Below are 22932 nucleotides of genomic sequence, written 5' to 3'. Positions count from 1 at the left end.
TTAGGTGAGGACAATGAAAAAAAAAATAGAAGGTGTTTATGCCAAAGCACTAACAAATACTTTTAAGTTTGTAAATCCAATAAAAAAAAGTATAATAAAAACAACTTGTGAAGTACATTTATTTATAAATGAAAATTCACTAGAAATATTAAAAAAAGAAGGAAATTATGAAATATATAATTTTTTTAAGAAATATGTAAATGATATAGAAAGAGGTCTTGTATGGGCTGATCAAGACTTTAAATCATACCACCATTTTTATAATCCAAAAGAAGGTAAAGGTAAGTATGGGTATGAAGATAATGCTCTAACAGTAGCTATAGGATATTACGATAAAGCGAAGAAATATTTTAAGGCAGGTAATTACACAAGAAGTATGTTTTTCTTTGGGGCAGCGTGTCATATAATACAAGATTTGACAATACCACAACATGCTAAAGGAAGGCTTTTAGATAATCATAGACAGTTTGAAGTGTATGTAAAAAATAACTATAAGAAAATAAAGCGATTTAAAGCACATGAAGAGCCTATTTTATTAAATAGTATAAAAGAATATGCTGATTATAATTCAATGTATGCCTTAAATGTTGACTATATGTATAAAAATGTCACTGACTTAAATACAAAATTTTATTTGATAGCAGTAAAAAGTATAAATATAGCTCAACGAACTACTGCAGGATGTATGGTAATGTTTTTTGAAGATGTAATGCATTTAAACTAATAAAGAAGAGAATGTTCTAGTATGAATTTTCATAAAAGAGCATTCTTTTTTTATAGATGCTAAAGGTTTGCTATTTACTTGATTTAACTTTAAAAAGAATATATTATATTATAGAATGTAAAGATAAAATAACAAAAGAGGTGTGAAAATGCTAGTAGTAGAAAATGTAAGTCATGGTTTCGGAGCGAGGACTATACTAGAGAATGTTTCATTCAGATTAAGAAAAGGTGAACATATAGCTTTAGTAGGAGCAAATGGAGAAGGAAAATCAACATTTTTAAATATAATAACTAAAAAACTTATGCCAGACGCAGGTAATATAAAGTGGTCATCTAGAGTAAGTGTAGGTTACTTAGACCAACACACAGTACTTGAAAAAGGTAAAACTATAAGAGATATATTAAGAGATGCCTTTAAGCCTATGTTTGATTTAGAGCAAGAAATGTTAGCTATGTATGATAAAATGGGAGAAGCTAATGACGATGAAATGTCAAAGCTTATGGAAGAAACAGCTGAGATTCAAACAATATTAGAAAATAGTGGATTCTATATGATAGATGCAAAAATTCAAGAGGTAGCAAATGGTTTAGGTCTTGGAGAAATAGGATTAGATAGAGATGTTACGGATTTAAGTGGTGGGCAAAGAACAAAAGTACTTTTAACTAAATTATTACTTGAAAATCCAACTATATTAATACTAGACGAGCCTACAAACTACCTAGATGAAGAACATATAGTATGGTTAACAAGATATCTACAAGAATATGAAAATAGTTTTGTATTAGTTTCTCACGACATACCATTTATAAATAATACATGTAATGTTATATATCATATGGAAAGTGGAGAATTAAATAGATACAAAGGTAACTATGATGAGTTTATGAGACTTCATGAAATTAAAAAGCGTCAAGAAGAACAAGCTTATGATAGACAAGTTGAGGAAAGAAAGAAATTAGAAGACTTTATAGCTAGAAATAAGGCGAGAGTTGCAACTCGTGGAATGGCTAATAGTAGACAAAAACAATTAGATAAAATGGAAATATTAGAAAGACCAAAGGAAAAGATAAAGCCTACATTTGGATTTAAAGAAGCAAGAACTCCAAGTAGATTTATATTTGAAACAAAGGACTTAGTATTAGGATATAATGAACCATTAACAAAGCCATTAAACTTTACACTAGAGAGAAATCAAAAAATAGCTTTAAAAGGTATGAATGGTATAGGGAAGTCTACACTTCTTAAAACATTACTTGGTATAATAAAACCATTTGATGGTGAAGTTAAGTTAGGAGATTACTTAGAAGTTGGATATTTTGAACAAGAAAGTTCAAGAGAAAACACAGCTACTCCAATGGATGAAGTATGGGCGGAATTCCCAGGCCTTACAAACTTTGAAGTAAGACAAAATCTTGCTAAATGTGGTCTTACTAATGAACATATAACTAGCCAAATGAGAGTTTTAAGTGGAGGAGAAGCAGCTAAAGTTAGATTATGTAAAATAATGTTAAAAGATATAAACTTATTAGTTCTTGACGAACCTACAAACCACTTAGACGTAGAAGCTAAAGATGAATTAAAGAAAGCTATAAGAGAATTTAAAGGAACTGTATTATTAGTATGCCATGAGCCAGAGTTTTATAGTGATATAGTTGATGATGTATGGAATATAGAGGACTTTACAACTAAAATAGTATAATTATGTATTTAAGAGAATAGAGTATTTTATAAGACTAAGGGGTATGATTAATGAAAAAGATTATAAATATAATATTTTCGTTGTGCTTTAGCATATTAATAATAACTGGTGTAATAAAATTTACAGTAGGTTTTAAGCCTTTATACTACTATGATGTAGATAAGCTTAATATAGTAGAATTAACTAATATTTCTAAGGAAGACATAAAGTTAAATTATGACTATTTAATAGAGTATATTACAAGTAAAAAAGAAAATGATTTTGAAATGCCTACTCTAACTTCTTCAAAAGAAGGTAAAATACATTTTGAAGAAGTTAGAGAAATATATCAAAATGTTAATAAAATATTTAATGTATGTCTTATAATTTCTGTATTAGGAATTGTTTATAACATAAGAAATAAAAATATAAGATTTTTAAATTTAACATCAATATTATTAATAATTATGCCAGTTGCGTTGGCTATACCTATAGTCATAGATTTTGATAGCAGCTTTGTTGTATTTCATAAGCTATTATTTGACAATGACTATTGGATATTTGATCCAATATTAGATCCTGTTATAAAAATTTTGCCAGCAGAATTTTTTATGAATTCAGGTTTGATGATATTAGGTTTGATATTAGCATCTAGTATAATTATTCAGGGTATATATAGACTTTTAAAAAGAAAGAGAGAGCAATAGTATTATGCTCTCTCTTTAGTATATTACTCTTTTTCACTAGCTACTTTAATAATATCTTGAAATTTACTCATAATATAGTCATAGTTGTTTTTATTATGAGGAAGTAGACACTGAGAACAATCTTTTATACCTTTGTCTGTATATCTAAAATTTCCACCACAGTTTTTTCCTAGAGCGTATAAAGGACAGTAGCAAAATAAACAATTAAATTCCTCGGGTTTATTAGTTTTATGACAAGGAAAATACTCGCAATTTTTATGGTTAAAAAACTTATAATTTTCACTCATGAGACTAACCTCCTAATTAATTAAACTAAGATAATTATACTAAATATTTCTATTAGTGGTATAATAAAAACATTAAAATCTTTGGAAAATCAGTAAGATAATGAGGTGTTATAATGGAACATATAGAAGAAAAAAAACAAGAAAGAGCCTTGCTTGTAGGACTTAATATAACTTCTACAGCAAAAAGAACAGATGATATAGATATAAATGAATCAATGGAGGAATTAAAAGAACTTGCAAAAGCTGCAGGAGCGGAAGTTGTAGGAAGTTTAATTCAAAATAGGCAATCAAGAGATTCTGCATTTTATGTAGGAAAAGGCAAAGTAGAAGAAATAAAGGCATACTGTGAATCTTTAGATGCTACAATGGTAATATTTAATGATGAATTATCAGGTGCTCATATAAGAAATATAGAAGAAATAGTAGGCATAAAAATAATAGATAGAACTACTTTAATACTTGATATATTTGCACAAAGGGCATTAAGTAAAGAAGGTAAACTTCAAGTTGAACTAGCTCAGTTAAACTACAGACTTCCAAGATTATATGGAATGGGTGGCCAAATGAGTAGAACTGGTGCAGGTATAGGTACTAGAGGACCAGGTGAACAAAAGTTAGAAATAGATAAGAGAAATATACTTAACAAAGCAGCTGACATAAGACGTGAACTTAGAGAAGTTAAAAAAATAAGAGAAACTCAAAGAGTACAACGTATAAAATCAAATATACCTATAGTTGCACTTGTGGGTTACACTAATGCAGGAAAATCAACATTATTAAATGAATTAATAAAAACACATAAAGATTATGAAGCTGAAAAAGAAGTATTTGCAAAAGATATGCTGTTTGCTACTTTAGATGTAACTTTAAGAAAAGCAGTACTTCCAAGCAAAAAAGAATTTTTAGCAGTAGATACAGTTGGATTTGTAAGTAAACTTCCACATGATTTAGTAGAGGCATTTAAAGCAACTCTAGAAGAAGTTCAATATGCTGATTTAATACTTCATGTAGTAGACGCTACAAACTCAAATTATGAAATACAAATGAAAACAACTGAAAAAGTTCTTAAGGAATTAGGAGCAGATAATAAAAATACAATACTTGTATATAACAAAATAGACAGATTAGACCTAGATATATACCCTAAAAACAGAGATGATGTAGTATATATATCTGCTAAAAAAGGTGTGAACATGGATAAGTTATTAGAACTTATAGAAAATGCCCTAAGCGAAGCTACATATCAAGTTAAGCTTTTATTACCTTATGAAAGAGGAGATATATTTAGTAAACTTAAAAATAAATACAATGTAGAAAATTTTGAATATGTAGAAAATGGAATAACAGTTGATGTTAATTTGTTAGAAGAGGATTATAATATATATAAGGAGTATATATTAGAAAAGTAGGTAATAATATGAATATAAGTTGGGACAATATAGGCAACTTAGAGGACCATTATATAACTTATCTTCTATACAAAGAATCTAAAACAGTTTCTCAAATCAGTAAAATAAGAAATATATCAGTTACAGAGGTAAATGACCAATTAATAAAGGCAAAGCTAGAAATAAAATCAATGTTAAAAGAAAAAATTGAGTTATCAAAAGACATAATAGACAAATTTTTAGGGAAAAACAAAAATGACAGATTAGATTTTATAAGTAGCCTAAGTGAAGAAAATTTAATAGACTTTAAAAGAAAGCTATACAAAAGAATACTGACAGAAAAAAATGCAGAAGACTTAATGATATTGATTTGGACAACAGGAGAGCTAAAGGATGATAGGTTCCTAAAATTACTACATCCTCTTACAAGTCATAGACATTCGGACGTAAGAAGGATAACATATTCAGCCCTTAGGAAGATAGAATCACCTAAAAGTAGAGAGTACTTACAAAGGGGATTATATGATACCAATCCTCAAACTAGACAATACTGTGCAAAAGCACTTGCTAAAATTGGAAATGAAAATAGCTTAAAGATGTTAAAACAACTAAAAAGCAAAAAACAATTTGAGAAAGACTACGTATTAAGAGCATATGAAGACGCTATTTATAATTTAGAAAATATAGATAAATAACTTAACATAAAGGAAAAATATTTTACATATAATTAACAAATTAGTTATTTATCTATAAGACATTAAAAACCTAACATTAGAAAATCTAATAAAAACTTTGAAACATTACTTTTTAAGCAAAATATCTAAAAATTTATTACATGCTATAGAAAGTTAAATAGGAGGGGTTTTAAATGATAGTAAGACATTGTGCTGGTGGAGTAGTATTTTATGCAAATAAGGTTCTTTTGATAAAAAACGATAGAGGAGAATGGACACTTCCAAAAGGTAAAATATTTAATGGTGAACTAAAAACAGAAAGTGCAATATTAAGTGTAAAGCAAGAAACAGGTGTAGAAGGAAAAGTTTTAGGGGTAGCCGGAGATAGTATGTATGAATTTTTCTCTAGAAGCAGACAACAACAAGTATGCAACTCAGTTACTTGGTATATAATGGAAACATCAGATACTAGTTGTGTATTAAATAAAGAATTATTAGATGGTGGATTCTTTAAGGTAAAGGATGCTATAGAACAACTAACACATAAAAAGGAAAAATCATTAGTAGAAATATCTTATAAAAAGTACAAAGAATTAAAAAAAGAAGTAGTTGAAACTAGTGCAAGTATATAATATATATTAAATATAAATAAGAGAAAGGGTTTAGCCCTTTCTTTTTTGATTTATAATAGCTTATTCGATATAATATATTATAAAAAGTATAAAATAAAGTTAGTAAATTAAGAACTAATATTTAGATAGATGGAGGCTTTTATGAGTACATACAAAACATTGCATGAATTTGGAATGGATGAAGTTATAATAGAAAAATCAACTTTTATAGGGTATGCAAAGCCTATAAAAACAGAAGAAGAAGCAGTAGAATTTATAAACGAAATAAAGAAAAAGCATAAGGATGCAACTCACAATGTGTGGGCATATACAGTGGGAAAAAGTATGAACATACAAAGATATAGTGATGATGGAGAGCCGCAAGGAACAGCAGGAATACCAAGCTTAGAAGTTATAAAAAAAGAAGACTTAAGGGATGTGGTAGTTGTTGTTACTAGATACTTTGGAGGAGTTAAGCTAGGTGCAGGAGGACTTGTTAGAGCATATACTAAAGGTGCTAAGATAGGCCTTGAAGCTGGTAAAATTATAGATAAGGTTATGTATAAAGAGGTTAGAATAAAGATAGATTACAATCAACTTGGAAAAATACAAAATGAGATAATGAACATGGGGTATTTTGTAAAAGATACTATTTATGAAGATAGTGTTGAGATGATAGTTTATTCAAGACTTAATGAGGTTGATGCACTTACATCAAGAATGACAGATATAACTAGTGCTACGGCAGATATAACATTAGGTGAGGAATTTTATTTATCAGAAAAAGATGGTCAAATAATAGTTTAGTATATATTAAATTGCCATATAAAAAACTAGTTTTAATCTAGGTTTATTAACTAATTTTACATTTTAAAAATCTTATAATATAAGAGATTATTATAACTTTAGCTTATTGTACATCGGTTGTTTTTTAATTGGAGAATCTAAAATAAATCCATAAATAATTTTAGTGATATTCTTATAAACCAAATAGATTAAGTATTTTGACTTACTCTATTTTTATATACTAAAGTATTAATATGTAAACTTTTTATTGATATTCAATTATTATGAAAATAAAGAAAGATGTAATGCATTAATTATAGGATTTTTACTTTACTTAAAATATTAGCCAAAATTTTTGATTTGTAACTTAAGAGAATTAAATTTTCTATTCACTAAGTGATATTTAAATGCATATTATATATAAAATTGATTTTTAGGAGGAAATATGATAAACGATCAAAAGTATGCTATTTTATCGCTTGAATTACATCTATTTTTTGCAAGAATAATGAAGGAGCACTCTATTTTTTTAGCGGCCGGATTTACACCTAAAAACTCAGACCTTGCTAATGAGGCAGAACATTACAAAAGGGAATTTGAAAAATTACTATCATTTGCAGTGAGTGCTAGTAATGGAATAATTAGACCTAATGTCTTACAATCTGGAGAAATTATTACTAACTATACATTAGGTACAGAAGAAAAGACACAAAATTTAACAGGAATAGAAATAGACCAAAATATAACTAGATCAGAATCAAGGCTACGTAGTGGAAATAATCCTAATGTTAGCGCTAATTTAGTAAATTATGTAGGTCAACTTAATGACAATGCAAAGAGATTACTTAAGGGACTTATTGGTTTTAAGGAAAGATTATTAGATGGAGTATTATCTTGTAACTTGTTTACAGTTAACTACCCATTACTTATTGAACATATACTTCGTGAGGCAAAATTATATCTTTCATTAGTGGAAGATCTTGATAATAGAGTTGATATTGATTCTAAAGATGCTAGAGAAACAGAGTTATTCTGGGATCGAATAATGATGGAACATGCACTATTTATAAGGGGACTACTTGATCCTTCTGAAAATAACTTAATTGAAACTGCAGATGAATTTGCAGATGATTTTGAGGATTTAATAGAAGATGCAAAAAATATGATGAATGCAACGATAAATAGTATTACAAATAAAACATTAAATCAAACTATTCAACTTAGAAACTTCAAACAAGCAGGAACAGAGGGGATTGCAAGTTGTAAAATAAGATCTATAATACTTCCACTTCTTGGAGATCATGTATTAAGAGAAGCTAATCATTATATAAGATTATTACAATCTTACCAAAACATGTAAATAAAAAAATGAGTTCTATTTATTAGAACTCATTTTTTTATTTTCTTAAAACTACATTTACAAGATTTAGGAGGGCATTTTATACCTTTGTAAATCTCTAAACATCCTATGGATAAAAGGAATACTCCAAATATTTTTCTAAGTAGTTCTGATGAAAGGTGGTTAGCTACTAGAGAACCAATAACAGCACCAATAACACCGAAGGTTGCAATTGGAATTATAAGTTTTAAAATAGTGTTTTTATTTTTTATATGAACCATTAATGCAAATATTGTCATTGGAATTGAAGAAAGTAAGTTTATGCTTTGAGCTATCTTTGGATCAATATTTAGGAATAAGATTAGGGCTGGTATTAAAATAGTTCCGCCGCCCATACCCATTCCACCTATTATCCCACCTAAAAATCCTATTAAATACAGCAATCTAAAACACCATCCTTAAAGATGCAATAATCATAATAAGCCCAAATGAAATCCGTAAAAAACGCCCGGTTACTTTACACAAAAGCTTGGCTCCTAATATTCCACCGATAACACTTCCTACAGCCACTTTAAATGTAAGCTCAAGATCATAGGTACCATTAGAAATATATACAACAGAACTTGCACTTGTAAGAAAAACTATTATCGCCAATGCAGTAGCATGGGACTTGTGTTCTTCAACCTTTAATATGTTGTTTAATATAGGAACTAATAAAGTACCTCCTCCAGATCCAAATACCCCATTTATAAACCCTGTTATAAGACCTATTAATGTATTTTTAATATTAAAATTAAAATGTTTATTTTTCATTATAATCACCTTTTAAAGATAGCTTTTACAGAAATGCTAAATTATATTTATGTAATATATAATAATTAAGAGAAAATAATTTTGAATTTTAATTTATATATATGGTTATACTATGATTAAACGAGCTTAAATACCTTCAATTAGAAGGAGAAATTCAGAAAATCATCTGAAAATATATTTATGTAGGAGAGTTCAATTATGAAAGCAGTAGTAGATAAAGATACATGTATATCATGTGGCCTATGTCCAACTATATGTCCAGAAGTATTTTCAATGGACGATGATGGAAAAGCAGTGGCAATAAGTGGCGAAGTTCCAGAAGGTGAACAAGATGCATCTAAAGAAGCTGAAGAAAGCTGTCCAGTTGATGCAATAAGCGTAGACTAATTTAAAATAAAAAATCCATCTATTTTTAGATAGCTATTTAAGTAATTAATTAGTTCTAAATAGATGGATTTTTTTTATTTATAAACATATGATATAATGAAAATATACAAAATATGTAAAGTGTGGATAGGAGATAAATATGAAAGATATAAAGTTAAAGATAGAAAAAACTGTAGAGTGGTTAAGGGAAAAAGTTAAGGAAGCTAATAGTAAAGGCTTAATTGTTGGAGTATCTGGTGGGATAGATTCAGCTGTAGTAGCTTACCTTATAAAAAAAGCATTTCCTGAAAATTCTATGGGTGTAATAATGAGCATAAAAAGCAATCCAAATGATAGAGAAGATGCCCTTAAAGTTATAAATGGATGCGGTATAGAATTTCTTGACTTAGATTTAACACAGCCGCAAGACTTAATATTAAGTACAGTAATAAATTCTCTTAAAGAAAAGAATTTATATAAAGAAGATTATTTAAAAATGACAGATGCAAATTTAAGAGCGAGAGTTAGAATGAGTACTGTATATACAGTGGCAAATAATTTAGGATACTTAGTAGTAGGAACAGATAATGCGGCGGAAATACATACAGGTTACTTCACAAAATATGGAGATGGAGGAGTAGATTTAGTGCCGTTATCAAACCTTACTAAAAAAGAAGTATACGAGTGGGCAAAAGTATTAGGCGTACATGAAGATGTAATAAATAAAGCACCATCAGCAGGTCTTTGGGAAGGACAAACTGATGAAAATGAAATGGGTACAACTTATGATATGATAGATGCAGTAGTGGAAGGAAGGTTAGATGAAGTTCCACAAAAAGATAAGGAAATAATCGACAGACTCCACAGAGTGAGTGAGCATAAAAGACACACGCCAGCAGGTCCTCCTAAGTTCTAATTTACTAATTTGAATATATATGCTAAAATTTACGAGTAATAATAAATTTATGAGAATTTATTAAATGATTAGAAATATATATATATATTTCTAAATAATATAAAATTAATCATACGTAGTAAGGAGTGAAAGTATGGGACGTATAGGAAACATAATAAATAGAAAAGGTAAGCAAGATGCCAAAAGAGCAAAGATATTCACTAAGCATGCTAGAGCAATAGCTGTTGCAGCTAAAGAAGGTGGAGGAGATCCAGAATACAATGCTACTTTAAAAACTGCTATAGAAAAAGCTAAAGCTGATAATATGCCAAACGACAACATAGATAGAGCTATAGCTAAAGGAGCAGGCGGTGGAGCTAACGAGAACTATGAGACTATAGTTTATGAAGGATACGGACCAGGTGGAGTTGCTGTTATAGTTGAAGCTTTAACAGACAACAAAAACAGAACTGCTGGTAACGTAAGATATTATTTTGATAAAAACGGTGGAAACTTAGGAACTAGCGGATGTGTATCATTTATGTTCGATAAAAAAGGACAAATGTTAATAGAAGCTACTGATGAAGTTTCAGAAGAAGAATTAATGGATGCTGCTCTAGAAGCTGGTGCAGAAGACTTCATAACAGAAGAAGATGGATTTGAAGTAATAACAGCTCCAGAAGACTTTACAGCTGTAAGAGATGAGTTACAAGCTAAGGGATATGAATTTATATCTGCTGAGGTAAAATTAATACCTCAAACTACAACAGTATTAACTGATGAAGAACAATTAAAGTTCATGGAAAAATTAGTTGATATGTTAGAAGAAGATGATGATGTTCAATCTATAGCTCATAACTGGGAAATCGAAGAATAATCTATAAAGATAAGAGCCTAGGCCAAAATATTTGGTCTAGGTTTTTTATGTATTTATTTGCATTTAAAACTAGAACAATATGTTTCAGATAACTCATTTGGTCTAGGCGTTTTAGAAGTAACAGCTATATTATTAAGTGCACATATGACACCTGCATTATGAGTACATGTTTTAACATTACATCCTATAAATGAACATGGATGATCATTATTAGAACTAGATAAGTTATCACTAGACTCTACAAAGGAACTACAACAAGTATGAGTGCTTGTATGAGATTTTTTGCCATTAACAGCAATTTTATTTGCATAACACATTCCGCTATCATTATGTGAACAATTTATTACATTACAGTTTACACTAGACATAAAATTAACCTCCTAATAAATTAATAAATCTATTAGGAGTATTTCCAAGAATAAGGAAAATATATCATTATTTAACAATAAAAATAAATATATTAGTTATCGTGCATAAATAATTGATCAAAATATTGAGTATCCATAAGCGCTTTTGCAACCAATGTTGATGATGATGGATAGCTTTTTATAGGTGGCCATATAACAAATAATTCTTTTTCAAAATCATATATAGTATATTTTTCTCCACGTGTCATGATATCAGAAACTTTAGCAGTTAAGCTTTTTATCTTTAAAAAATCATCTAAGGTAAGGTCATAAAATATAGATGCCTTATGTTGTGGTTGTTTTAAAAGTAAAATGTTTTGCTTAAATTCTATAAAATCAAGTCTATCGGAAATTTCTTTAACGTATGAACTCACATAAATACCCCCCTTATAAATAAATTTAATAATGATATATATAATATGTATAAAAAACAATTAATGGGACAAAAATTCAAATATAAATAATTACTAAAAATTACCTAAATATAAAAGATTTTATATCTATAACAATAAATTATGTAGAAGGAGGTATTTTAATGTTTGAAAGAAGAGACCCATTTAATTGGAAAATACCAGTTATGATAATAGCAGGAGTGGTTGCTTTAACAGGTGGTATTTATATAGGAGTAAAAACTAATGGTGCAGATGCTCAAAAAGTGAATGCTAAAGAAGAAATAAAAAAAGAACAAAAGGTTAAAGAAGTATTTGGTTTGAGTAAGGATTGTGAAATATGGGTTCATACGAAAAATGAAGATGGTAGCGAATCAGATAAGACTCCTATGATGGTAGGAACAGTAGATAAATCATTAGTAGAAATGAATGAGAAAGAAATAAGGGAATATTTAAAAAATAAATATCCAGAAAGAGAAGTAGAAAAAATAAGTAAATATGAGATAGTTTTATCAGAAATTCAAACACATAAAGATGCATCTAGAAGCAATAAGTATGCTTTAGAAGCAGATGATGATCTTATAGGACTTTATAAATATGATGATGATGGAAATCGAGAATTAGTAGAGGATACTCAAATACATATAAATTCACTTCCAAAATCAGTACAAGAAGAAATTCAAAAGGGAGTGGTCGTAGATTCACAGGAAGAAGCTTACTCAAGACTTGAAAACTTCGGAAGTTAATGAAATAACCACAACGTAGTGTATATGTTGTGGTTATTTTTGTAACGTAAATAAAACTTATGCTATAATGTATAAGAACATAAGTTTTATTTGAGTTACAAAGATTAATGGGAGGAAGTTTTATTTGATAATACTAGGCATAGACCCAGGAATAGCAATAGTTGGGTTTGGAATAATAGAGTATAAAAATTCGAAATTTAGAGTAATAGATTATGGAGCAGTTACGACTCCTGCAGGAATGGATACATTAAAAAGATTAGAACTTGTTTACAAAGGAATTGATTTAATAATAAAAAAATACAATGTAGATGAAGTTGGAATAGAGGAATTGTTCTTTAATAAAAATGTTAAGACGGCTATAAGTGTAGCACAAGCTAGAGGAGTAACTATGCTTGCTTGCGCACACAATAATAAGCCTGTATATGAATACACACCTCTTCAGGTTAAACAAGGTGTAGTAGGATATGGAAGGGCACAAAAGGCACAGGTTCAGCAAATGGTAACTTCATTTTTAAACCTAAAAGCAGTACCAAAGCCAGATGACGTAGCAGATGCTTTAGCAGTTGCAATATGTCATGCTCATGCCAATAGATTGGAAAAAACATTAAAAAATATAGGGGGTAAGTATGTATAGTTATATAAAAGGAACAATAGAAGAAATATATTTAGACCATATAGTAATAGATAATAATAATATAGGATATAAAATAAATGCATCATCAAACACTATAAAAGATTTAGAAATAGGAAGTATGGCAAAGATATATACAAAACTTATAGTAAGAGAAGATGATATGAGTCTTTGTGGATTTTCAACAAAAGAAGAAATGCATATGTTTGAATTATTAACATCTGTATCAAAAATAGGTCCTAAAGTTGGACTTGGTATATTATCTTTTGCAACACCAGGACAATTAGGAGCCTATATATTAAGTGAAGATATAGCAAAAATGTCTAAAGCACCAGGTGTAGGTAAAAAGACAGCTGAAAGAATAATACTTGAGTTAAAAGATAAAGTAGATAAAAATAATATAGAATTTGAACCAACTCTACTTACGCAAGCTCCAGTTGCTATATCAAAAGACGAAGCAGTAGATGCATTACTTGCTCTTGGGTACTCAAGTGCTGAGGCAAAGGAAGCAGTAGATAAATGTAAAAAAGACGGACTTAATACAGAAGACATAATAAAGAAATCACTAACATATCTAATGAGTAAGGCATTAAGATAAATTTATAAAATATGATATATTAGTTGAAAATTGAATCAATGAAGATATTTAATATTGTATATTTACAAGGCTTTATATTAAATACTAAAAATTAAGTTGATTGAAGGAATTTAACTTAAATAAATTGTTTACAGACAATAAAATGTAAGGGGGTAGGATTATGTACGATTTTGAAGATGAAAACAGAATAATTACATCTACCATGAAAAATGAAGATGTAGATATAGAAAATAGCTTAAGACCAAAATCTCTAGATGATTATTTAGGTCAAGAAAAAGCTAAAGAACAGTTAAAAATATTTATAGAGGCTGCAAAGTCTAGAAATGAACAATTAGACCATGTACTTTTATATGGACCTCCAGGATTAGGTAAGACAACTTTATCAAGTATAATAGCTAATGAAATGGGTGTTAATCTAAGAATAACATCAGGTCCTGCAATAGAAAGAGCAGGGGATTTAGCTGCAATACTAACTAACTTAAATGAAAATGACGTATTATTCATAGATGAAATACATCGTATAAATAGAAGTGTAGAAGAAGTATTATATCCTGCAATGGAAGATTTTTGTTTGGATATAATAATTGGAAAAGGTCCATCAGCTAGAAGTATAAGACTAGACCTTCCAAAATTTACACTAATAGGAGCTACAACTAGAGCTGGTATGCTTACAAATCCACTAAGAGATAGATTTGGAGTTATATCAAAACTAGATTATTACACTGTTGATGAATTAGCAAAAATAGTCATAAGATCAGCTGAAATATTAGGAGCTACTATAGAGGAAGGTGGTGCAATAGAAATAGCAAGACGTTCTAGAGGAACACCAAGAATAGCAAATAGACTTTTAAAAAGAGTAAGAGACTATGCACAAGTAAGAGCAGATGGAGATATAACTAACGAAGTTGCAGATAAGGCACTAGAACTTTTAGGCGTAGATAGTTTAGGTCTTGATTATGTAGACGAAAAGTTACTTATGACAATAATTGAAAAGTTTAAGGGTGGACCTGTAGGGCTAGATACATTAGCTGCATCAATAGGAGAAGATAGAAATACTATAGAAGATGTATATGAACCTTATTTATTACAATTAGGATTTTTAAATAGAGGGCCAAGGGGAAGGGTGGCAATGCCACTTGCCTATGAGCACCTAAAAATTCCTTACCCTACTAAATAAAGCTATTAAAAATAAAAACTAGGCTTTGTTTTAAAAAGAAATCTAGGGTAAAATAGAAAAGTAAAATAAAGACGAAATAAAAAATCATTAATTTATAGAGTTATAATAATGGCTAGGAATATGAATATAGAAAAAATATGATATTTTTGTTATTATGATAATTATATAAATTTTATGGAAAGGACGTTTAAATTGAAGACAAGTGATTTTTACTTTGACCTACCAGAAGAATTAATAGCGCAAGTACCTATAAAGGATAGATCAAGCTCAAGGCTTATGGTCTTAGATAGAGAAAGCGGAGAAATTGAGCATAAGATATTTAAAGATGTAATAAATTATTTAAATCCAGGAGATTGCTTAGTTCTTAACAATACTAGAGTTATACCAGCTAGATTGATAGGAGAAAAACTTGATACTGGAGGAAAAATAGAATTTCTTTTACTTAAAAGAACAGAAGAGGATACTTGGCAAGCTCTAGTTAAGCCAGGTAAAAGAGCTAAGGTAGGAGCTAAATTCTCTTTTGGAAATGGAAAGCTAATAGGAGAAGTAGTGGGACTTGCTGAAGAGGGTTCTAGAATAATAAAGTTTTATTATGAAGGAATATTTGAAGAAGTTTTAGATGAACTAGGAAATATGCCACTTCCTCCATATATAACAGAAAGATTAGAAGAGAGAGAAAGATATCAAACTGTATATTCAAAACACAATGGTTCAGCGGCAGCACCAACAGCAGGGTTACACTTTACACAAGAGCTACTTAGTGAGATAAAAGCAAAAGGTGTAGATATAGCATTTGTTACTCTTCATGTTGGCCTTGGAACTTTTAGACCAGTAAAAGTAGAAGATGTATTAAATCATGAGATGCACTCTGAGTTTTATATGGTAGATAAAGAGGCAGCTGACAAAATAAATAAAGCAAAAGCTAATGGAAAGAAAGTTATATGTGTTGGAACTACTAGCTGTAGAACTGTAGAGTCTGCAAGTAGTGAAGATGGAGTTGTACAAGAGTCTAGTGGATGGACTAATATATTTATATACCCAGGATATAAGTTTAAGGTAGTAGATAGACTTATAACTAACTTCCACTTACCAGAGTCAACTTTAATAATGTTAGTAAGTGCTTTATGTGGAAAAGACAAAACATTAAATGCATATAATGTTGCAGTTGAAGAAAAATATAGATTCTTTAGTTTCGGAGATGCCATGATTATAAAATAGGGGGAATTTGATGAAAAATATAGATAAAAATAATTTATCTTTAAGAATAGCCTATGTTTTTGAATCAATTTTAGCAATGGTGGTTCTACTTGCTGTATTTTTAGGAACTATAGACGTTTTAAGAGTAATATGGACAGCCTATATAGTAGATTTTCATACACCGGTTGATTATGGTCAACTAAATGATATATTAGGACAGATTTTACTTTTAGTTATAGGGGTAGAGCTTGTAGTAATGTTATCACTTCATATTCCAGGTGCTCTTTTAGAGGTATTACTATATGCAATAGCTAGAAAAATGCTATTACTTCCAAAGAGTGAAGGTATGACAGAAGTATTATTAGGTGTTATAGCAATAGCAGGATTGTTTATTATTAGAAAATACTTAATAGCTAAGGATAACAGTACTATGAATATAACCAGTATTCACTATGAAGACTGTGAAGAAGGTCAAGAATGTGAAGAATGCGAAGCTTGTAGAGAAAGAATGAAGCAACACAACGTATAAAATGAATAGATAGTAAGGAGACAAAATTATGAGTGCAATAAGATATGAGCTTATAAAAACATGTAAGCAAAGTGGAGCTAGATTAGGAAGACTTCACACTCCACATGGAGTTATAGAAACACCTATATTTATGCCTGTTGGAACTCAAGCAACAGTAAAATCAATGACTCCAGAAGAGTTAAAAGAAATAGGATCTCAAATAATATTAAGTAACACATATCACTTATATATGAGACCAGGACATGAGTTAGTTAAGGAAGCTGGTGGGCTTCATAAGTTTATGAACTGGGATAAGCCAATACTTACAGATAGTGGAGGATTCCAAGTATTTAGTTTAGGGCCACTTAGAAAGATAACAGAAGAAGGTGTACATTTTAGATCTCATATAGATGGATCTAAACACTTTATAAGTCCTGAAAAAGCTATGGAAATACAAAATGCTCTAGGTTCAGATATAATGATGGCCTTTGATGAATGTGCTCCATATCCAGCGGATAGAGAGTATGTTAAAAACTCTTTAGAAAGAACTACAAGATGGTTAAAAAGATGTAAAGAAGCTCATAAAAACACTGAAAAACAAGCATTATTTGGTATAATTCAAGGTGGAATGTACAAAGATTTAAGAGAGCAATCTGCTAAAGAAATATTAGAATTAGATTTACCAGGATATGCAGTAGGTGGTCTAAGTGTTGGAGAGCCTAAAGAATTAATGTATGAAGTATTAGATTATACAGTACCTCTAATGCCAGAAGATAAGCCAAGATATCTAATGGGTGTTGGAAGTCCTGACGACTTATTAGAAGGTGTTATAAGAGGAATAGATATGTTTGACTGTGTTTTACCTACTCGTATAGCTAGAAACGGTACAGCTATGACTAGTGTTGGTAAAATAGTAGTTAGAAACGCAAAATATGCAAAAGACTTTACTCCATTAGATCCAAATTGTGATTGTTACTGCTGTAAGAATTATACTAGAGCATATATAAGACATCTTGTTAAGGCTAATGAAATATTAGCAGCAAGACTAATAACGACTCACAACTTACACTTCCTATTAAACTTAATGAAGCAAGTAAGACAAGCTATAATGGAAGATAGACTATTAGACTTTAAAGAAGAGTTCTTTAAGCAATACGGATACAAATTATAGAAATTGTACTATGAAATAAAGTATTTTTAATATATAATTATTAATGAAAAGGTAAACTCTTCCTATATTTTAGGGGTATAGTTTATATAAATACTAATTAAAAATAAATAGATTATCCAAGGAGGGTAATCTATAATATTTATAGTATTATAGAATTTAGTATAATAAAAAGGAGTGAAGGTAATGCCACAACAAATGATAATGGCTGTAGTTATGTGGGTAGCAGTATTTGCTGTATTCTACTTCCTATTAATAAGACCTCAAAAGAAAAAAGAAAAGCAATTAAAAGAAATGAGAGAAAACCTAAAAACAGGAGATAAGGTAACTACTATAGGTGGTATAATAGCTCATGTTGCAAAGGTTGAAGAAGATCATGTAGTATTAGAACTTGGACCAAACAGAAGTAAAGTTCCATTTGAAAAATGGGCTATAGGAACTGTTCAGCCACAAGATGAGAAATAATTAAATAATAGTAATTTAAATACCTTTCCTAGAATATATATATATTACTGAGGGGAGGTATTTTTTATGGAAAAAACAAATCATATCTTAAAAGGTCTTGGATATGCGTACATATTAACATTAGCTACTTTACTTATATATAATTTAATACTTACATTTACAGATATGTCAGGAAGCAGTATAGCTATGGCATCTTCAGTTATAACTACAGCATCTTCAGCGTTTGGGGGTTTTTATGCTACTAAACATATAAAAGAAAAGGGTCTTATATATGGATTATTAGTAGGTTTAGTTTATATAGTGTTTCTTATATTGTTAGTTTGTTTAGCTAAAGATCAATTTATGTTTGATATGGGTATGCTTTATAAGGCACTTTTAGTATCCTTATCTGGTGGTATTGGAGGGGTTTTGGGTGTAAACTTCAAATAGAAGTTTTACATAAATACATTTTGTGATATAATCAATAGGGAAATTTAACTAGGAGGTACTTAAAATGGAAAAGAAACATGTTAAAACTTTATCTCAAGCTACATTAAAGCAAAGTGCTGCTAAAGGTGGATGTGGAGAATGTCAAACTTCTTGTCAATCTGCTTGCAAAACTTCTTGTACAGTAGCAAACCAAGAGTGCGAAAGATAATAAGTTTAGGATAAACATAAAAAGTAAGGCGTCATAACTTATGACGTCTTATTTTAATTTTAATTAATGAGTGTGATTTAGCATAGATTATATACATAAATATTATTTTAGATATAAATTAAGCTAATTTTTTGAAGTATTGCCTATATTTTATTTAAGTTATATAATGAAGGATAGAGTTTAAATACAATGAGGAAAATTGTTGATATAGATGAATAAATAATAAAACTTGGGAGGACGCAAAATGAGTATGATACATAAGTTTTCAATGAACGGATATAATATAGTTTTAGATGTAAATGGTGGAGCTGTTCATGTTGTTGATGATGTAGCGTATAGATTATTAGATCATTACAAAGAAAATACAAAGGAAGAATTATTTAAGATTCTAGGTGAAGAATTCACTAAAGAGCAATTAGAAGAAGCATATGAAGAAATAGCTACTTTAGAATCAGAAGGTCTTTTATATACAGAAGATAGCTATGAATTACACCCAGCATTTGTTGATAGAAAGAAAGTTGTTAAGGCATTATGCTTACATGTTGCACATGATTGTAACTTAAAATGTAAATACTGCTTTGCAGCACAAGGTGACTTTGGTGGAGCTAAGGAAATGATGAGTTTTGAAGTTGGTAAAAAAGCAATAGATTACCTTATAGCTAACTCTGGAAACAGAAGAAACTTAGAGATAGATTTCTTTGGTGGAGAGCCATTAATGAACTTCGATGTAGTTAAGCAATTAGTTGAGTACGGAAGAAGTGTAGAAAAAGAACACAATAAAAATATAAGATTCACTATAACTACTAACGGTATATTACTAGATGATGAAAAGATAGAATATATAAACAAGCATATGCATAATGCAGTTTTAAGTTTAGATGGTAGAAAAGAAGTAAATGATAATATGAGACCAACTTTAAACGATAAAGGAAGTCATGACATCATATTACCAAAGTTTAAAAAACTTGTAGAAGGTAGAGATAAAGATAAGTACTACTACATAAGAGGTACTTTCACAAGAGAAAACTTAGACTTCTCTAAAGACGTTATGCATTTTGCTAACGAAGGATTTGCTCTTACATCTATAGAGCCTGTTGTAGATGCAGATGAAAATCCATATGCTCTTAAAGAGGAAGATTTACCAAGAGTATTTGAAGAATATGAAAACTTAGCAGTAAAATATGCTGATATGTTAAAATCAGGTAAAGATTTTAAATTCTTCCACTTTATAATAGACCTAAATCAAGGTCCATGTGTAATAAAGAGAGTAACAGGATGTGGAGCAGGAAATGAATATCTTGCTATAACTCCAAATGGAGATATGTATCCATGTCACCAATTCGTTGGAAATGAAGACTACAAACTATCTAACATAATGGAAGAAGAAATAGTATTCCCTAAAGAAGTTGTAAAGAGCTTTAGAGATGCTCACGTATACAGCAAAGAAGATTGTAAAAAATGTTGGAATAAATTCTACTGTTCAGGTGGATGTCATGCAAATGCAATAAACTTTAACAATGACATAATGAAGCCATATGAATTAGGATGCGAAATGCAAAAGAAACGTACAGAATGTTCAATAATGATACAAGCAAAATTAATGTTAGAAGGAGAATAAGATGATAAAAGGGTACAAAGGAATAGAACCTAATATTCATGAAAATGTGTTTGTAGCAGATAGTGCAGATATAATAGGTAATGTAACTATAGGAAAAAATGCTAACATATGGTATAACGTAGTTATAAGAGCAGATGAAAGTAGCATAACTATAGGAGAAAATACAAATATTCAAGATGGATGTGTAGTTCATATTTGTCATGATGCACCGACTATAATAGGAAACAATGTAACTATAGGACACAAAGCTCTTATACATGGATGTAAAATAGGAGATAATACATTAATAGGTATGGGGGCAATAGTGTTAGATGGTGCTAAAGTCGGAGAAAGTACACTACTTGCTGCTGGAAGCTTAGTACCTCCAGGTAAAGAAATACCATCAGGAGTACTTGCTATGGGTTCACCTGCAAAAGTAATAAGAGAACTAACACATGAAGAAAAAGAAAATCTTAAAAAATCAGCATTAAAATATGTAGAAACTGCAAATAATCATAAATAAGAAAACTAAAAGGGCAATTTTAATATTGCCCTTTTATTGTTTACTTAAGTCAATAAAAGATGGAGCTGATAAGAGTGAGAATAAGTTACAGAAATATAAAAAGATACAAAGAAATTATACGCATATTAATTAAATATGGGTTTTCTTATATAGTAGAAAAATTAAATATTGAAGGTGTAGCATATAAAATACCTATAACCAATCCATCTGAAGAAATAAAACAAATGTCTACGGGGGAAAAGATAAGACGAGCTTTTGAAGAGTTAGGACCTACTTATGTTAAGTTAGGACAAATCTTAAGTACTAGAAAAGATTTGTTAGACCAAGATATAATAGATGAATTATCTTTGCTTAGAGATAGTGTAGAACCTTTTGATACGGATATTGCTAAAGAGATATTTAAAGAAGAAATAGGTCTAGATATAGAAAAAGTATTTAATGAATTTAATCCTAATCCAATAGGGGCGGCATCTATTGGGCAAGTATATGAAGCCAAGCTTCAAAATGGAGAAGATGTAATAATAAAGATACAAAGACCTAATATTGAAAGTAGGATAAAATCAGATTTAGAAATACTAAAGGGAATGGTTTTAGCATTTAAAGATTCAAATAAACATAGCTCTATAGACGTTATACAGATAATTGAAGAGTTTCAAACTCAATTAATGAGAGAGCTAGATTACAACTTTGAAGCTATAAATGCTATGAAGTTTAGGAAAATGTTTGAAAATAGTAGAGAAGTTTATATACCTAAAATCTATGGAGAATTTACTACAAAAAAAGTATTAGTAATGGAAAAAATTATAGGTATAAAACTAAATGATGCAGAGAAAATAAAGGAACTTAATTGGGACACAAAGATAATAAGTGATATAGGGATTAAGTCTTTATTTAAGCAAGTATTTGAGTATGGCTTTTTTCATGCTGACCCACACCCAGGCAATATTTTTGTGGTTAGTCAAAACACTATATCTTACATTGATTTTGGGATGGTAGGAATAGTAGATAGAAATACACTAAATGCTTTAAATGAAATTGCAGTAGCTCTGGTAGAGAAGAATGTAGATAGGGTAATATATATATTAACAGAGATGGATGTTATAAATAATGAAGTGGATATAATTGGGCTAAGACAAGATTTATTATATTTAATTCATTATTATTATGATGTTCCAATAGAAAAAATAAATATATCGGATATTATGAATGAAGTATTTAGATTCTTTAGAAGATATAAAGTATCAATACCATCACAGCTTTCTACACTTGCAAAAGCAGTAATAACCCTAGAAGGAACTGGAAGAGATTTAAATCCAAACTTCTCCGTGTCATCTATAGGTAAAGAATTTATGAAGCATTATTATATAAATAAATTTAATCCTCAAAATGCTTTCTTAAAGTCAAAACATATGACAGAAGAGATAATATCAGATATGAAAACTATACCTAAGCAAATGAGAGGTATACTTAGAAATATAGAAAAAAACAATATAAAAATTCAATTAGAAGACATAAAGTTTGCTTCACTAGAGGAAATAATGAGGGATCTAACTACACAAGTGTCTTTAAGTTTAGTATTAGCTGCTATAATAGTCGGTTCCTCACTTATAATTTCATCACCTAATATAACTAATAATATATGGATAAGGTTTACTGCATTAAGCGGTTTCTTTATATCATTTATAATAGGTATATTAATAGTAGTCAAAATTATAAGAATTCAATATAAAAAGAAATAGAGGGG

At 29.4% G+C, this 22932-nt stretch carries 29 protein-coding genes; 24 read left to right on the top strand and 5 right to left on the bottom strand.

The features are described from left to right. The first annotated feature begins 13 nt into the window (after positions 1 to 13). The 3 genes from I4U66_RS08670 to I4U66_RS08660 all read left to right on the top strand — a co-directional run bounded on the left by I4U66_RS08670 (position 14) and on the right by I4U66_RS08660 (position 3109). On the top strand, positions 14 to 724 hold the full coding sequence (locus I4U66_RS08670) for a zinc dependent phospholipase C family protein (protein ID WP_195928761.1): 711 nt from the start codon (positions 14 to 16) through the stop codon (positions 722 to 724). A 148-nt stretch (positions 725 to 872) separates the two neighbouring features. Then, on the top strand, positions 873 to 2423 hold the full coding sequence (locus I4U66_RS08665) for an ABC-F family ATP-binding cassette domain-containing protein (protein ID WP_166505995.1): 1551 nt from the start codon (positions 873 to 875) through the stop codon (positions 2421 to 2423). Positions 2424 to 2473: 50 nt separating this feature from the next. Beyond that, positions 2474 to 3109, top strand: coding sequence for a TIGR01906 family membrane protein (locus tag I4U66_RS08660; RefSeq protein ID WP_195928759.1), 636 nt, complete (start codon positions 2474 to 2476; stop codon positions 3107 to 3109). 23 nt (positions 3110 to 3132) lie between these two features. Here I4U66_RS08660 and I4U66_RS08655 read toward each other — a convergent pair whose 3' ends face one another. Continuing rightward, the gene (locus tag I4U66_RS08655) at positions 3133 to 3396 is read right to left on the bottom strand and encodes a cysteine-rich small domain-containing protein (protein WP_092923702.1); all 264 of its coding nucleotides are present in this window, start codon (positions 3394 to 3396) and stop codon (positions 3133 to 3135) included. Between the two features lie 113 nt (positions 3397 to 3509). Here I4U66_RS08655 and hflX point away from each other — a divergent pair, with 113 nt between their 5' ends. The 5 genes from hflX to I4U66_RS08630 all read left to right on the top strand — a co-directional run bounded on the left by hflX (position 3510) and on the right by I4U66_RS08630 (position 8215). Continuing rightward, positions 3510 to 4805, top strand: coding sequence for a GTPase HflX (gene hflX, locus I4U66_RS08650; RefSeq protein ID WP_092923704.1), 1296 nt, complete (start codon positions 3510 to 3512; stop codon positions 4803 to 4805). 8 nt (positions 4806 to 4813) lie between these two features. Then, positions 4814 to 5479, top strand: a complete 666-nt coding sequence (locus tag I4U66_RS08645; RefSeq protein WP_166505993.1) for a HEAT repeat domain-containing protein — start codon at positions 4814 to 4816, stop codon at positions 5477 to 5479. A 173-nt stretch (positions 5480 to 5652) separates the two neighbouring features. Next, positions 5653 to 6090 (top strand): NUDIX domain-containing protein, encoded by a 438-nt coding sequence (locus I4U66_RS08640; RefSeq protein WP_092923710.1) that lies wholly within the window; start codon positions 5653 to 5655, stop codon positions 6088 to 6090. Positions 6091 to 6231: 141 nt separating this feature from the next. Then, complete coding sequence (locus I4U66_RS08635; protein WP_092923713.1) at positions 6232 to 6876, top strand: YigZ family protein; 645 nt, start codon at positions 6232 to 6234, stop codon at positions 6874 to 6876. A gap of 424 nt (positions 6877 to 7300) precedes the next feature. Then, positions 7301 to 8215, top strand: a complete 915-nt coding sequence (locus I4U66_RS08630) for a DUF2935 domain-containing protein (RefSeq protein ID WP_195581634.1) — start codon at positions 7301 to 7303, stop codon at positions 8213 to 8215. A gap of 29 nt (positions 8216 to 8244) precedes the next feature. On the opposite strand, the gene I4U66_RS08625 is transcribed toward I4U66_RS08630, so the two are convergent. Continuing rightward, positions 8245 to 8637, bottom strand: coding sequence for a sulfite exporter TauE/SafE family protein (locus I4U66_RS08625; protein ID WP_166505991.1), 393 nt, complete (start codon positions 8635 to 8637; stop codon positions 8245 to 8247). Position 8638: 1 nt separating this feature from the next. Further along, positions 8639 to 9007, bottom strand: coding sequence for a sulfite exporter TauE/SafE family protein (locus I4U66_RS08620; protein ID WP_195238293.1), 369 nt, complete (start codon positions 9005 to 9007; stop codon positions 8639 to 8641). Between the two features lie 198 nt (positions 9008 to 9205). Between I4U66_RS08620 and I4U66_RS08615 the strand changes: the two genes are divergently transcribed. From I4U66_RS08615 to I4U66_RS08605, 3 genes are all read left to right on the top strand, one after another. Then, a complete protein-coding gene (locus I4U66_RS08615; protein WP_092923725.1) occupies positions 9206 to 9394 on the top strand; it encodes a ferredoxin in 189 nt (62 codons plus the stop codon). Positions 9395 to 9533: 139 nt separating this feature from the next. Next, positions 9534 to 10289: an NAD(+) synthase gene (gene nadE / locus I4U66_RS08610; RefSeq protein ID WP_195581635.1), complete on the top strand. Its 756-nt coding sequence runs from the start codon at positions 9534 to 9536 to the stop codon at positions 10287 to 10289. 133 nt (positions 10290 to 10422) lie between these two features. Further along, the gene (locus I4U66_RS08605; protein WP_092923731.1) at positions 10423 to 11145 is read left to right on the top strand and encodes a YebC/PmpR family DNA-binding transcriptional regulator; all 723 of its coding nucleotides are present in this window, start codon (positions 10423 to 10425) and stop codon (positions 11143 to 11145) included. Between the two features lie 53 nt (positions 11146 to 11198). Here I4U66_RS08605 and I4U66_RS08600 read toward each other — a convergent pair whose 3' ends face one another. Together I4U66_RS08600 and I4U66_RS08595 are read right to left on the bottom strand one after the other, a co-directional pair. Then, a complete protein-coding gene (locus I4U66_RS08600) occupies positions 11199 to 11513 on the bottom strand; it encodes a DUF1540 domain-containing protein (RefSeq protein ID WP_092923734.1) in 315 nt (104 codons plus the stop codon). Positions 11514 to 11605: 92 nt separating this feature from the next. Continuing rightward, the gene (locus tag I4U66_RS08595; protein ID WP_092923737.1) at positions 11606 to 11926 is read right to left on the bottom strand and encodes a hypothetical protein; all 321 of its coding nucleotides are present in this window, start codon (positions 11924 to 11926) and stop codon (positions 11606 to 11608) included. A 161-nt stretch (positions 11927 to 12087) separates the two neighbouring features. Between I4U66_RS08595 and I4U66_RS08590 the strand changes: the two genes are divergently transcribed. The 13 genes from I4U66_RS08590 (at position 12088) to I4U66_RS08530 (ending at position 22927) form a co-directional block, all read left to right on the top strand. Further along, positions 12088 to 12687: a hypothetical protein gene (locus I4U66_RS08590; protein ID WP_092923740.1), complete on the top strand. Its 600-nt coding sequence runs from the start codon at positions 12088 to 12090 to the stop codon at positions 12685 to 12687. Between the two features lie 124 nt (positions 12688 to 12811). Next, positions 12812 to 13321 (top strand): crossover junction endodeoxyribonuclease RuvC, encoded by a 510-nt coding sequence (gene ruvC, locus I4U66_RS08585; RefSeq protein WP_092923743.1) that lies wholly within the window; start codon positions 12812 to 12814, stop codon positions 13319 to 13321. Then, the gene (gene ruvA / locus I4U66_RS08580; protein WP_092923746.1) at positions 13314 to 13916 is read left to right on the top strand and encodes a Holliday junction branch migration protein RuvA; all 603 of its coding nucleotides are present in this window, start codon (positions 13314 to 13316) and stop codon (positions 13914 to 13916) included. Before ruvC ends, ruvA begins: the two co-directional genes overlap by 8 nt. 160 nt (positions 13917 to 14076) lie before the next feature. After that, positions 14077 to 15093, top strand: coding sequence for a Holliday junction branch migration DNA helicase RuvB (gene ruvB / locus I4U66_RS08575; protein WP_092923749.1), 1017 nt, complete (start codon positions 14077 to 14079; stop codon positions 15091 to 15093). A 192-nt stretch (positions 15094 to 15285) separates the two neighbouring features. Then, positions 15286 to 16311 (top strand): tRNA preQ1(34) S-adenosylmethionine ribosyltransferase-isomerase QueA, encoded by a 1026-nt coding sequence (queA, locus tag I4U66_RS08570; RefSeq protein WP_092923752.1) that lies wholly within the window; start codon positions 15286 to 15288, stop codon positions 16309 to 16311. 10 nt (positions 16312 to 16321) lie between these two features. Beyond that, positions 16322 to 16819: a phosphate-starvation-inducible PsiE family protein gene (locus tag I4U66_RS08565; RefSeq protein WP_092923755.1), complete on the top strand. Its 498-nt coding sequence runs from the start codon at positions 16322 to 16324 to the stop codon at positions 16817 to 16819. A 28-nt stretch (positions 16820 to 16847) separates the two neighbouring features. Next, complete coding sequence (gene tgt, locus I4U66_RS08560; protein WP_092923758.1) at positions 16848 to 17969, top strand: tRNA guanosine(34) transglycosylase Tgt; 1122 nt, start codon at positions 16848 to 16850, stop codon at positions 17967 to 17969. Between the two features lie 183 nt (positions 17970 to 18152). Further along, a complete protein-coding gene (gene yajC / locus I4U66_RS08555) occupies positions 18153 to 18431 on the top strand; it encodes a preprotein translocase subunit YajC (protein ID WP_092923761.1) in 279 nt (92 codons plus the stop codon). Between the two features lie 66 nt (positions 18432 to 18497). After that, positions 18498 to 18860, top strand: coding sequence for a TIGR04086 family membrane protein (locus tag I4U66_RS08550; protein ID WP_092923764.1), 363 nt, complete (start codon positions 18498 to 18500; stop codon positions 18858 to 18860). Between the two features lie 64 nt (positions 18861 to 18924). Then, positions 18925 to 19068 carry a six-cysteine ranthipeptide SCIFF gene (gene scfA, locus I4U66_RS08545; RefSeq protein ID WP_092923767.1) on the top strand — a complete coding sequence of 48 codons (144 nt, stop codon included), beginning with the start codon at positions 18925 to 18927 and terminating at the stop codon, positions 19066 to 19068. 244 nt (positions 19069 to 19312) lie between these two features. Continuing rightward, on the top strand, positions 19313 to 20686 hold the full coding sequence (gene scfB, locus I4U66_RS08540) for a thioether cross-link-forming SCIFF peptide maturase (RefSeq protein WP_092923770.1): 1374 nt from the start codon (positions 19313 to 19315) through the stop codon (positions 20684 to 20686). A 1-nt stretch (position 20687) separates the two neighbouring features. After that, positions 20688 to 21188, top strand: a complete 501-nt coding sequence (locus tag I4U66_RS08535; protein ID WP_092923773.1) for a gamma carbonic anhydrase family protein — start codon at positions 20688 to 20690, stop codon at positions 21186 to 21188. Positions 21189 to 21262: 74 nt separating this feature from the next. Then, entirely contained in the window at positions 21263 to 22927 is a 1665-nt protein-coding gene (locus I4U66_RS08530) for an ABC1 kinase family protein (RefSeq protein ID WP_092923776.1), read from the top strand. The last annotated feature ends 5 nt before the right edge of the window (positions 22928 to 22932 follow it).

The organism is Romboutsia sp. D33t1_170424_H2 (genome assembly GCF_015669105.1).
GTDB classification, from domain to species: Bacteria; Bacillota; Clostridia; order Peptostreptococcales; family Peptostreptococcaceae; genus Romboutsia_C; species Romboutsia_C hominis.
Note: the sequence above shows the minus strand (reverse complement) of the source record. Positions and strands in the feature narration are given on the sequence as shown.